This is a genomic window from Paracoccus suum, from assembly GCF_003324675.1.
GTDB classification, from domain to species: domain Bacteria; phylum Pseudomonadota; class Alphaproteobacteria; order Rhodobacterales; family Rhodobacteraceae; genus Paracoccus; species Paracoccus suum.
In genome coordinates this window covers 1,240,000-1,252,045 of sequence record NZ_CP030918.1, presented here as the reverse complement: position 1 = coordinate 1,252,045, position 12,046 = coordinate 1,240,000, and the positions used below count along the sequence as shown (strand labels likewise).

Below are 12,046 nucleotides of genomic sequence, written 5' to 3'. Positions count from 1 at the left end.
CCTGTATGGGGGCGGCTGGTGTCAGGGGCGTCGCCGTCATAGGATCGCGCGCCGTTTCAGGCAATGGGGACCAGGGCGATGACCGACACGGCTGTGAAGATGCTGACGATGCGCAGCTGGCGGCGGGGAATGCGCGAGATGGACCTGCTGCTGGGCCCCTTTGCCGAGGCCGAGCTGCCGGCAATGCCGCCCCGCGAGCGCGATGCCTATGCCGCCTTGCTGGAGGAGAATGACCAGGATCTCTATGCTTGGGTCATCGCTGCCAGCGGTGGGGGAACCGGCAGCCCCGCCCCGGCTGAATATGCCCCGCTGATCGACCGCATCGCCGCGGCGGCAGCGGCCCGGCTGGCGAAATCCTGACGATTTTAGCCATCCGCGGGATTTCTGCCCGGTATTAACCGGACATCAGGGAATTGCTGCCAGGTTGCCCTCAGCAAGACAGGGGCGACCGATGCTTTCACAAGTTCAAAACCTGCCTGCCCGCAACGAGGGTGAGGACCCGCGCGCCCGCTATTTCGAAAGCATCCACCTGCTCGAGCGGTTGCACCGGCTGCTGCTGGACCTGGTGAAGGACGAGTTCGAGCGGCTCGGGATCGATCTGAACCCGGTTCAGGCCATGCTGCTCTACAACCTCGGGGGCTCGGAGGTTTCGGCGGGCGAGTTGCGCTCGCGCGGCATGTATCAGGGCAGCAACGTCAGCTATAACCTGAAGAAGCTGGTGATGATGGGCTATGTCCATCACGAACGCTCGGATATCGACCGCCGCGCGGTGAGGATCCGCCTGACGCCCCAAGGCATCGCGATCCGCCGCACCGTGGCGGCCCTGTTCGCGCGCCATGCCGACGGCCTTGCGATGTCGGGCACGCTCGACGATCCGCCGCTGGAGGGGGTGAATCGCCAGTGGCGCCGGATCGAGCGTTTCTGGGGCGATCAGATCCGCTACATTTACTGATCCGGCCCCGCAGCGGCCAACCGCCCGCCCGTTGGGCCGAGTTGGTGAACACAGCTTTCAGTCTTTCGGCATTGGCCTTTGCGCGCCCACCTGCGATTTACCGGCAATCACAGCCGGGGGATGCAGATGCGCTATAGCCGTGACATGCGGGGGTATGGTCGGCACACCCCGGATCCGAAATGGCCGGGCGGTGCGCGGATCGCGGTCCAGATCGTCGTGAACTACGAGGAGGGCGGCGAGAACAGCATCGAGCATGGCGATGCCGCCTCCGAGGCATTCCTGTCCGAGATCATCGGCGCCCAGCCCTGGGTTGGGCAGCGGCACTGGAACATGGAATCGATCTACGATTACGGCGCCCGCGCCGGCTTCTGGCGCCTGCACCGGATGCTGCAGGATGTGCCGGTGACGGTCTATGGCGTCGCGACTGCCCTTGCCCGCGCGCCCGAGCAGGTCGCGGCGATGCAGGCCGCCGGCTGGGAAATCGCGACCCACGGCCTGAAGTGGATCGATTACCGCAACGTCCCGCGCGAGGACGAGGCCCGCGATATCGCCGAGGCGATCCGCCTGCACACCGCCGTTACCGGCGAGCGGCCCTATGGTTTCTACCAAGGCCGCACCTCGATGAACACGGTGCCGCTGGGGTGCGAGGAAGGCGGCTTTGCCTATCTCGCTGACAGCATCGCCGACGACCTGCCCTATTGGCATGTTCATCAGGGCAAGCCGCAATTGATGGTGCCCTATACGATGGACGCCAACGACATGCGCTTTTCCAGCGGCCAGGGCTTTGGCACGGGGGTCGAGTTTTTTGACTACCTGCGCGACGGCTTTGACGTGCTCTATGCCGAGGGCGCGGCGGGTGCGCCGAAGATGATGTCGATCGGCCTGCACTGCCGCCTCGCCGGCCGACCCGGCCGGGCGATGGCGATCCAGCGGTTCCTCGATCACGCGCGCAGCCACGAAGGGGTCTGGTTCGCGACCCGCCTCGACATCGCGCGTCACTGGGCGGCGGTTCACCCTTATGTTGCGCGGACCCGCCCCTCGCAGATGGACCGGGACAGCTTCCTGCAGCGGTTCGGCGGCGTGTTCGAGCATTCGCCCTGGGTTGCCGAACGCCTGTTCGACACCGAGATGGGCGCGGTTCACGACAGCGCCGAGGGGCTGGCCGCGGGCATGGCGCAACATTTCCGCGCAGCTTCCGACGCAGAGCGTCTGGCGGTCCTGAACGCGCACCCCGATCTGGCCGGAAAACTCGCCGCGGCCCGCCGCCTGACCCCCGACAGCACGTCCGAGCAAGCCTCGGCCGGCCTCGACGCCCTGACCGATGACGAGCGCACGCGGTTCACCGAGTTGAACCACGCCTATATCGCCAAGCACGGATTTCCCTTCATCATCGCCGTGCGCGATCACGACAAGCCTGGCATCCTGCGCGCTTTCGAGCGCCGGGTGCAGAACGACACCGCGACCGAGCGGGACGAGGCCGAGCGCCAGGTCGCCCGCATCGCCGCCCTGCGCATCAAGTCCCTGATGGAGACCGAGGCATGACCAGCACCCCGGCCGAAGGCCCGGCAACCGCGCCCAAGGGCGATATCGCGCCCGTCGTCAGCGACGTGATCGAAACGGCACCGAAGGCGCCGCCCCGCTCCGGCCCGACCTATGCCGGCCCCGTCGCGGGACTGCCGCCGCAGACAGGGATGACGACAGATACCGCGGTCTTTACCCAAGCTTATGCCGTCATTCCGCGCACTGTGATGCGCGATATCGTCACCAGCTTTCTGCCCGGCTGGACCGGCATGCGGATGTGGATGCTGGCGCGCCCGCTGAGCGGCTTCGCCGAAACCTTCAGCCAGTACATCGTCGAGTTGGCCGAGGGCGGCGGCTGCGACCGGGCCGAGGACGATCCGACTGTCCAGTCTGCGATCTTCGTCACCGGCGGCGAGATGGACCTGTCGGTCGATGGCGTCACCAGCCGCCTGCGGCCCGGTCATTTCGCCTATATTCCCGCAGGCGCCCTATGGTCGGTGCATAACGCAACCCCTGGAAATGCCGGCTTTCACTGGTGGCGCAAACGCTGGCAGCCTGCCGCGGGGATCGAGAAGCCCCCGGCTTTCGTGGTGCACGAAGGTGACATCGCCCCGTCCGAGATGCCCGACACCGAGGGCGCCTGGGCGACCACCCGATTCATGGACCCGACCGACCTGCGCCACGACATGCACATCACGGTCGTGACCTTCAAACCCGGCGGCTCGATCCCGTTCGCCGAGACGCATGTCATGGAACACGGCCTGTTCGTGCTGGAAGGCAAGGCCGTCTACCGCCTGAACCGCGACTGGGTCGAGGTCGGACCAGGCGATTTCATGTGGTTGCGCGCGTTCTGCCCCCAAGCCTGCTACGCTGGCGGCCCGGGCAAATTTCGCTACCTGCTCTACAAGGACGTGAACCGCCACGCGCCGCTCTGGCCGGTAGGTCGCTGAGAGCGACCAGCCGCGCCGCCGTCTGCGGGGGGTAGTCCGCCGACAGGGATTTGCAGTTAGAGGCATATGCCCCGCTCACCTTGGCGCGGCCGGTCCCCTTCGCGCGGCTAATGCTTCGCCGGATGACACAGGCTGGCTGTGATCAACTCATCGCCCGATGGTCGCACGCCAAGCGGCACCCCAGTGCGAGACCCTAAGCCTTCATCGCCTTCCCGGCTACATAGGTCTGCGCGACAGCTCGATCGTCGCCCATGATCTGCAGCACGAACAGCTCTTCTGCCAACGTGGTCGCGCGCTCCATCCGCAGGGCCATCGCCGGGGTCGCGCGCGAATCCAGCACGACCAGATCAGCATCGGTGCCGGGCTCCAGCGTCCCGATGCGATCCTCCATCCGCAGGGCGAGCGCATTGCCGCGGGTCATCCAGTGAAATGCCGCGAAGGGATGCAGGTTCTGCCCCTTCAGCTGCATGACCTTGTAGCCTTCGTTCAGCGTCGTCAGCATCGAATAGCTGCTGCCCCCGCCGACATCGGTCGCGACGCCGGCGACGATCCCCGCCTCGCGCACCGCCCGCGCATCATAGAGGCCCGAGCCGATGAACAGGTTCGAGGTTGGGCAAAAGATGGCGCGGCTGCCAGATTCGGCCATGCGCGCGATCTCGCGTGGCTCCAGGTGGATACAGTGCCCGAGGAGGAGGTTCGGGCCGAGAAGGCCGTAGCTCTCGTAGATGTCCAGATAGTCCCGCGCGAGTGGGTAGAGGCTCAGCGTCAGCGCGATCTCTTCGAGGTTCTCCGACATGTGCGTCTGGACATGGCAGTCGGGATGGGCCGCGACCAGCGCCTGTGTTGCGGCCAGCTGCTCCGGCGTCGAAGTAATCGCAAAGCGCGGCGTGATGGCATAGCGCGCCCGCCCCTTGCCGTGCCAGCGTGCGATGAGGGCGGCGCTGTCGTCATATCCCTGCTGCGCGGTGTCCAGCACGCTCTCCGGGGCGTTGCGGTCCATCATTACCTTGCCTGCGATGATGGCCATGTTCCGCGCCTCGGCCGCGGTAAACAACGCCTCCACCGATTGCGGATGCACCGAGGCAAAGGCGCAGGCGGTCGTGGTGCCATGGGCGGTCAACTGGTCGAGGAAGGCATCCGCCATGCGCGCCGCATGCGCGGGATCGGCAAAGCGCGCTTCCTCCGGGAAAGTATAGGTGTTCAGCCATTCCAGAAGTTGCGCGCCCCAGCTGGCGATCACCTGGACTTGGGGGAAATGAATGTGCGGGTCGATGAAGCCGGGCAGGATCAGGTGCGGCCGGTGGTCGATCTGCAGCGCCGCATCGAGGCCCGGGTGCGCCGCGCGCAGGTCGGCATAATCGCCGACGGCTGTGATCCGCCCGCCCTCGATCAGGATCGCACCGTCGGGCCAGTAGTGGTGGTTGTCGGCGGTATCCGCCGGGTCGGCGTGAAAGCTCAGGACGCGGCCGCGGATCAGCTGTTGCATGTCGACTTTCGAATTGAGGCATGGGCATGCAAGCGCGCGAGGATCTCGGTCGCGGTAAAGGCGGCGATGACCTCGGGTCGTTTGTCGGGTGGCCCGCCCCCGCCGATGGGACAGGTCAGCGCATCCGCCCCGATCCCCCGGGCGGCGGCGAAGCGGGCAAAGGTAGCACGCTTGGTGCGGCTGCCGATCATGCCGACATAGGCGGCGTCGCCGCGCGCCAAAGCCTCCGCCGCCAGCAGAAAGTCGAGGGCGTGGTCATGGGTCAGGATGACAAAGGCGGTGCCGGGCGGGGCGGCGCGCAGTTCGGCCTCGGGCAGCGGGGTCAGGGTGATCGGTACGTCCGCCGGCGCAAAAGCCAGTTCCGCCGTCCGCTCATCAATCAGGCGCGGTGCCACCGGCAGCGGCAGCAGGGCCGCGGCGAGGGCCCGCCCCACATGCCCGGCGCCAAAGATCAGGACCGGCGGCGCGGCGAGGGGCGGGGCGGCCGGGCTGCGGTCGAGCGTCAGCAGCACCCGGCCGCCGCAGCATTGCCCAATTTCCGGTCCAAGCGGAACATCCAGCGTGTCGCTCTCCTCGCCGCGCGCCAGCATCTGCCGGGCGCGGTCGATGGCGAGATATTCCAACTGGCCGCCGCCGATGGTCCCGCTGACCGAATCCGCCCCGACCAGCATTTCGGCCCCGGCCTCGCGCGGGGTCGAGCCTCGGGCGCTGGTGACGCGGACGCGGATCATCCGCGCAGCCGCTCGATCGCCGTCAGCACCCGCTCGGGCGTCGCCGGGGCGTCCAGCCGCGGGCACTCGCGGTAATCCGCGACCGAGGCGACCGCCTGGCCGATGGCCTCGAACACCGAGATCGCCAGCATGAACGGCGGCTCGCCCACGGCCTTGCTGCGCTTGATCGTCCGCTCGGCATTGACCGACCAATCGGCGAGGCGCGTGTTGAAAACTTTGGGCCGGTCCGAGGCGAGCGGGATCTTGTAGGTCGAGGGCGCGTGCGTGCGCAGCCGCCCCTCCTTGTCCCACCACAGTTCTTCAGACGTCAGCCAGCCGGTACCCTGCACAAACGCGCCCTCGACCTGGCCCTTGTCGATCGCCGGGTTCAGCGAATGGCCGACGTCATGCAGGATGTCGGCCCGCTCGATGGTGTATTCCCCGGTCAGCGTGTCGACCGACACCTCGGAACAGGCGGCCCCGTAGGCGAAATAGTAGAACGGGCGCCCCTGCCCGGTCGCGCGATTCCAATGGATCTTGGGGGTGGCGTAGAACCCGTCGGACCACAACTGGACGCGGGCGAGGTAAGCAATCTCGATCACCTTGGCAAAGGGGATCGCCTCGCCGCGCACGATGATATGGCCTGATGCGAAGGTGATCTCCTCGGGCGTCACGTCCTTTGCCTCGCAGAGAAACGCGATCAGCCGCGCCTTGATCTGGTTGCAGGCGTCCAGCGCGGCCATGCCGTTCAGGTCGGTTCCGGACGATGCCGCGGTGGCCGAGGTATTGGCAACCTTGTCGGTCGCGGTCCGGGTCACCTTGATCGTCGCCAGATCGACCTGAAAGGCATCGGCGACGACCTGCGCGACCTTGGTGTGTAGACCCTGCCCCATCTCGGTCCCGCCGTGATTGAGCAGGATCGAGCCGTCCGTGTAGATATGCACCAGCGCGCCGGCCTGGTTGTAATGCGTCGCGGTAAAGCTGATGCCGAACTTGACCGGGGTCAGTGCAATGCCCCGGCGGATGACACCGCCCTTGGCGTTCCAGTCCAGCACCGCCTTTCGCCGCGCGGCATAGTCGCAACTCGCCTCCAGCTCGTCGAAGATGCGGGGCAGGATCTGGTCCTCGACCGCCTGGTGATAAGGGGTCAACTGGCCATCGCGGTAGAGGTTGGCGCGGCGCACGGCGAGGGTGTCCTGCCCGGTCGCATAGGCGATTTCCTCGATGATGCGCTCGGCCACGATCACGCCTTGCGGACCGCCGAACCCGCGAAAAGCGGTGTTGGAGACGGTGTTGGTCTTTTGCGGGTGCGAGCGCAATTCGACATCGGGGTAATAATAGGCGTTGTCGGCGTGAAACAGCGCGCGGTCGGTGACCGGGCCGCTGAGGTCGGCGGAAAAGCCGCAGCGCGCATACCAGTCGCCGCTGACCGCGAGGATGCGGCCCTGATCGTCGAAACCCGCCTCGTAATCGACCACGAAGTCGTGCCGCTTGCCGGTCGCGATCATGTCCTCGTCGCGGTCCGGGCGCAGCTTGACGGGGCGGCGCCACTTCTTCGCGGCGACGGCGGCGACGCAGGCGAACAGGTTCATCTGCGTTTCCTTGCCGCCAAAGCCTCCGCCCATGCGGCGGACATTGACGACAACCGCATTGGCTGGAACGCCCAGCGCATGTGCGACCATGTGCTGGACCTCGGACGGGTGCTGGGTCGAGACGAGGATCGTGACCTCGTCATCCTCGCCCGGCAGGGCCAGCGCGATCTGGCCCTCGAGGTAAAAGTGGTCCTGCCCGCCGACGGTAAAACGGCCGGCAACCCGGCGCGGCGCGGCGGCGAGGGCCGGGGCCGGATCGCCCCGGCGCAGCGTCAGGGGTTCGGTTACATAGCCAACGCCCGCGTCGCGCGCGGCGATGGGGTCGAGCGCATGAGGCAGCGCCTCGTATTCGACCTTGGCGAGCGCGGCGGCGCGGCGGGCCTGGTCGCGGCTTTCGGCGATGACGGCAAAGATCGGCTGGCCGTGGAACTGCACCTCGCCGTCGGCGAGGATCGGGTCATCATGCTTGCCAACCGGGCTGACGTCGTTCTGACCCGGAATGTCGGTTGCGGTCAGAACGTCGATGACCCCGGGCGCTGCGCGCACCGCATCAAGGTTCATCGCCGCGATGCGCCCGTGCGCGACCTGCGACAGGCCCAGCGCGGTATGCAGCGTGCCGGCCGGGGTCGGCAGATCGTCGGTATAATCGGCCCGCCCGGTGACGTGCAGATGGGCGGATTCGTGCACGACCGAGGCGTTCTGGGGCAGCGCCTGCCCCGCGGTGATGGCGTCCTGCTTCATCTCACTCTCCCACGGCGCGGTTCAGGCGCACGGGCATGGTCTGGTCCGAATTTTCCAGCCAGAAGCGGCGGAAGAAGTTCGCGGCGACAGACTGGCGATAGGCGGCACTCGCGCGCCAATCGCTCAGCGGGGTGAAATCGCTGGCGACGGCATTGGCGGCCGCCTCGAAGGTTTCAGCGGCAAAGGGCTGCCCGGTCAGGGCCGCCTCGGCATGCGCGGCCCGGCGCGGCGTGCCGGCCATCCCGCCAAAGGCGACGCGCGCCTCGCGGATGACGCCACCTTCCGTGCGGATGAAGAAACCGGCGGCGACGGCCGAAATGTCGGCATTGGCCCGCTTGGACACCTTGTAGGCCGCGATCCGCGCGCCATTCGGGCGCGGGATGGCAATGGTTTCAAGGAACTCGCCCGGCGCCCGGTCCTGCTTGCCGTACTCGATGAAGTAATCTTCCAGCGCGATCTGCCGCCGCTCGTCGCCGCGCCGCAAGGTGATGCGCGCGCCGAGCGCGATCAGGAAGGGCGGCGTCTCGCCAATGGGCGAGCCGTTGGCGATATTGCCGCCGATGGTACCGGCATTGCGTACCTGCCAGCCCCCGACGCGCAGCAGATAGTCGAGGCCATCCGGCAGATACTCCTCCATCACCGGGGCGAATTCGGAATAGGTGACGCCGGCGCCGATGGTGATCGCGTCGCCCGTCACGGCGATATCCTTGAGCAAATGGCCGATGAAGATACCCGGAGAGATGGGCCGCAGCTGCTTGGTGACCCACAGCCCCACATCGGTCGCTCCTGCGACGATGGTGGCGGCGGGATTGTCCCGCAGGGCTGCGGCGAATTCATCGACGTCGGCCGGGACGATGGCGCGATCCTCGCCGCGTGAGACATCGGCCCGCACCCCCACCAGCGCCTGCAGCTTGGCGGTGACCGCCGCGCGCTCGTCCGCCAGCGCGTCTATTGCCTGACCGCCCGCCCTTGCAGCGGCGAGGGCGGCGCGGACGATGGGCTCGTATCCGGTGCAGCGGCACAGGTTGCCCTGAAGTGCGGTCTCGATCTCGACCACCGTGGGGTCTGGGTTGGTCATCCACAGCCCGTAAAGCGCCATGACAAAGCCTGGCGTGCAAAAGCCGCACTGGCTGGCATGGTGCGCGACCATCGCCTGCTGGACCGGATGCAGCGCGCCGTCCTTGCCGCGCAGATGCTCGACCGTAACCACATGGCAGCCGTGGCAGGCGGCCAGAAAGCGGATGCAGGCGTTGATCGGCTCGTAGACCAGCGCGCCCTCGTGCAGGCGGCCGACCAGGACGGTGCAGGCACCGCAATCCCCCTCGGCGCAACCCTCCTTGGTGCCGGTCAGATCGCGGCCGAGGCGAATGAAATCCAGCAGCGTGTCGCCGGCCCCCGCGCTGGTCAGCCTGACCTCGCTGTCATTCAGCAAAAAGCGGATCGCGTCGGTCATGCCATGGTCCCCCTGACCCCGCTGTGGGCCGGCCCAGCATTGCCTTACCTTGACTGTTGCATAAACGCCGTGGAAGGGGGAACAGTTTACACGATTTCAAGAAAGCCGGTGCCGATGTCCTATCTCGACAGCCTCCGGGTGTTCGTGCGGGTGGTCGAACTGGGATCGATCACCGCCGGGGGGCGTGATCTGCGGCTGTCACCCGCGGGCGCGTCGAACCGCATCAAGGATCTCGAGTCGCGCTTTGGCGTGCGGTTGCTGAACCGTACCACGCGCAAGCTGACCACGACCGAGATCGGGCAGGTCCTCTATGACAACGCGCGCAAGGTGATAGCCGCGCTGGAGGAGGCGGAGGCGGTGATCGCCAGCTATTCCGGCACGCCGCAGGGGGTCATCCGCGTGGTGGCGCCGCTGGGCCTTGGCCGGCGGCTAGTCGCACCCCTAGTGCCGCGCTTTGTGGCCGAGAACCCCGAGGTCGAGGTCCGGCTGCGCCTGTCCGACCGCAGCGTCAACATCGTCGAGGACGGCATCGACGTGGCCTTTTTCCTCGGCCAGCCCGAGGATTCCGCCCTGATCTGGCGCAAGATCACTGACTGCCCACGGGTTCTGGTGGCGGCGCCCGAATACCTAGCGGCGCGCGGCACACCTCAAGTGCCGGACGATCTGAAGGCGCATAACTGCCTGCTTTTGCGTTTCCCGCGCTCGCCCGAATATTACTGGGTGCTGCAGACGCCCGAGGGCCGGCGCAAGATGATGGTCGCGGGCAGGTTCGATGCCGACGACGGCGATGTGCTGATCGGCTGGGCGCTGGAGGGGGCGGGCATCGCCAACCGGCCGCGCTACGAGGTCGAGGAGCATATTCAGGCCGGCCGGCTGGTCGAGGTGCTGCCGGAAACCCCGCCCTTGGCTGCCCAGTTCGGCGTGCTGACCCCGCATCGCCAGTTGCAGGACCCCAAGGTACGGCTGTTCACCGATTTTGCCGCGCGCGAGTTGAAGGCCCGCTTCTGATCCGCCGGGACAAACGGCGTCAGTTCGACGCCACCTGCGCCCCGTTCGCCGCCCGGAACCATTCGCGGATCGCCGCCCGCTCCTCGGGCTCCATGTAGCTGACATTGGCCGGCGGCATGGCATCGGTCAGGCCCGCCTGGACGTAGATGTCGCGGGCGGCGCGGGCGATGGCGGCGTCGCTGTCAAGCGCCAGATGGCGCGGCGCGGTGACGATCCCCTCCCACGACGGCTCGGCCGCGTGGCACATGGTGCAGCGGCCCATGACCGCATCGCGCACCGCGTCAAAGCCGGGCGCGGCGGCAAAGCGCGCCTGGGTCGCCGTCAGGGCGGTTTCGTCGTCCGGCAGGCGCTGGGTGCCGAGAGCCGACAGCCAGACGCAGGCAGCAAACAAGATTGCCGTCACCCCCCAGGTCCACCACGGCCAGGATTTGCGCGCATGCTTGGTGTTGAAGAAATGGCGGATCGTCACGCCCATCAGAAACACCAGCGCGGCGATCAGCCAGTTGTAGCGGCTGGCGAAGGCCAAGGGGTAGTGGTTGGACAGCATCAGAAAGACGACCGGCAGCGTCAGGTAGTTGTTGTGTGTGCTCCGCAGCTTGGCGATCTTGCCGTATTTCGGATCCGGCGCGCGCCCCGCCTTGAGATCGGCCACCACGATCTGCTGGTTGGGTATGATGATCAGGAACACGTTGGCGGTCATGATCGTCGCCGTGAACGCCCCCAGATGCAGCAGCGCTGCGCGGCCGGTGAACACCTGGTTGTAGCCCCAGGCCATGACCACCAGCAGCAGGAAAAGCAGTACCATCAGGACCGTCGGCTGCTCGCCCAGCGGGCTTTTGCACAGGGCGTCATAGACCAGCCAGCCAATCGTCAGCGACAGGGCCGAGATGGCGATCGCCTGCCACGGCAGCAGCGCCAGCTTTTCAGGATCGATCAGGAACAACTCGGACTGCGCCCAGTAGAGGATCGCCAGCATGGCGACCCCTGAAAGCCAGGTGGCGTAGCTTTCCCATTTGAACCATGTCAGGTGTTCGGGCAGGCGCTCGGGCGCGACCATGTATTTGGTAATGTGGTAAAAACCGCCGCCATGGACCTGCCATTCCTCGCCATGCGCGGCGGCCGGCAGGCCCGGGGCCCTTTGCAGCCCGAGGTCGAGCGCTATGAAATAAAAGCTCGAGCCGATCCAGGCGATGGCGGTGACGACATGAAGCCAGCGGATCGCAAAACCGGCCCAGTCCATCAGGATGATCGGATCCATCAGCTACCCCTGTAGGTCGAATAGCCGTAGGGCGAGACCAACAACGGCACATGATAATGGCTAGCCTCGGCCATGCCAAAGCGGATCGGCACCTCATCGAGGAACCGGGGCGAGGGCGCAGGAATATCCAGCGAATCGAGCCACGCGCCGACGGCGAACACCAGCTCGTAGACGCCGGGCGCAAAGGCGTCCTGCGGCAGGATCGGGCCATCCGTCCGGCCATCGGCATTGGTGCGCATCCGCGCGATTTCGGAGCGGCGATCGCCGTCCAGACGGAACAGAGTGATCTCCATCCCGGCGGCGGGGCTGCCACGGGCGGTGTCCAGAACATGAGTTGTCAGCCAACCGGTCATCTCGCCCCTCCGCGCGCGCACC

At 66.9% G+C, this 12,046-nt stretch carries 11 protein-coding genes; 5 read left to right on the top strand and 6 right to left on the bottom strand.

Features of this window, described 5'->3' with window-relative positions; translation table 11 throughout:
- The first annotated feature begins 78 nt into the window (after nucleotides 1–78).
- The 4 genes from DRW48_RS06025 (at nucleotide 79) to DRW48_RS06010 (ending at nucleotide 3,423) form a co-directional block, all read left to right on the top strand.
- Nucleotides 79–360, top strand: coding sequence for a succinate dehydrogenase assembly factor 2 (locus DRW48_RS06025; RefSeq protein ID WP_241963393.1), 282 nt, complete (start codon nucleotides 79–81; stop codon nucleotides 358–360).
- Nucleotides 361–451: 91 nt separating this feature from the next.
- Nucleotides 452–952 carry a MarR family winged helix-turn-helix transcriptional regulator gene (locus DRW48_RS06020; protein ID WP_114075619.1) on the top strand — a complete coding sequence of 167 codons (501 nt, stop codon included), beginning with the start codon at nucleotides 452–454 and terminating at the stop codon, nucleotides 950–952.
- Between the two features lie 126 nt (nucleotides 953–1,078).
- On the top strand, nucleotides 1,079–2,494 hold the full coding sequence (gene puuE / locus DRW48_RS06015; protein ID WP_114077398.1) for an allantoinase PuuE: 1,416 nt from the start codon (nucleotides 1,079–1,081) through the stop codon (nucleotides 2,492–2,494).
- Between the two features lie 149 nt (nucleotides 2,495–2,643).
- Nucleotides 2,644–3,423: a bifunctional allantoicase/(S)-ureidoglycine aminohydrolase gene (locus DRW48_RS06010; protein WP_241963444.1), complete on the top strand. Its 780-nt coding sequence runs from the start codon at nucleotides 2,644–2,646 to the stop codon at nucleotides 3,421–3,423.
- Between the two features lie 193 nt (nucleotides 3,424–3,616).
- On the opposite strand, the gene guaD is transcribed toward DRW48_RS06010, so the two are convergent.
- The 4 genes from guaD to xdhA are packed head-to-tail and all read right to left on the bottom strand — an operon-like array spanning nucleotide 3,617 to nucleotide 9,405.
- Complete coding sequence (gene guaD, locus DRW48_RS06005; protein WP_114075617.1) at nucleotides 3,617–4,909, bottom strand: guanine deaminase; 1,293 nt, start codon at nucleotides 4,907–4,909, stop codon at nucleotides 3,617–3,619.
- A complete protein-coding gene (gene xdhC, locus DRW48_RS06000; protein ID WP_114075616.1) occupies nucleotides 4,897–5,640 on the bottom strand; it encodes a xanthine dehydrogenase accessory protein XdhC in 744 nt (247 codons plus the stop codon). The genes guaD and xdhC overlap by 13 nt, the downstream gene beginning before the upstream one ends.
- Nucleotides 5,637–7,952, bottom strand: a complete 2,316-nt coding sequence (xdhB, locus tag DRW48_RS05995) for a xanthine dehydrogenase molybdopterin binding subunit (protein ID WP_114075615.1) — start codon at nucleotides 7,950–7,952, stop codon at nucleotides 5,637–5,639. Before xdhB ends, xdhC begins: the two co-directional genes overlap by 4 nt.
- 1 nt (nucleotide 7,953) lies before the next feature.
- On the bottom strand, nucleotides 7,954–9,405 hold the full coding sequence (gene xdhA / locus DRW48_RS05990) for a xanthine dehydrogenase small subunit (protein ID WP_114075614.1): 1,452 nt from the start codon (nucleotides 9,403–9,405) through the stop codon (nucleotides 7,954–7,956).
- A gap of 114 nt (nucleotides 9,406–9,519) precedes the next feature.
- Here xdhA and DRW48_RS05985 point away from each other — a divergent pair, with 114 nt between their 5' ends.
- The gene (locus DRW48_RS05985; protein ID WP_114075613.1) at nucleotides 9,520–10,413 is read left to right on the top strand and encodes a LysR family transcriptional regulator; all 894 of its coding nucleotides are present in this window, start codon (nucleotides 9,520–9,522) and stop codon (nucleotides 10,411–10,413) included.
- A gap of 19 nt (nucleotides 10,414–10,432) precedes the next feature.
- Here DRW48_RS05985 and DRW48_RS05980 read toward each other — a convergent pair whose 3' ends face one another.
- Both DRW48_RS05980 and uraH read right to left on the bottom strand, forming a co-directional pair.
- Nucleotides 10,433–11,674, bottom strand: coding sequence for a urate hydroxylase PuuD (locus tag DRW48_RS05980; protein WP_114075612.1), 1,242 nt, complete (start codon nucleotides 11,672–11,674; stop codon nucleotides 10,433–10,435).
- Nucleotides 11,671–12,024, bottom strand: coding sequence for a hydroxyisourate hydrolase (gene uraH, locus DRW48_RS05975; protein ID WP_114075611.1), 354 nt, complete (start codon nucleotides 12,022–12,024; stop codon nucleotides 11,671–11,673). The genes DRW48_RS05980 and uraH overlap by 4 nt, the downstream gene beginning before the upstream one ends.
- Between the last annotated feature and the right edge of the window lie 22 nt (nucleotides 12,025–12,046).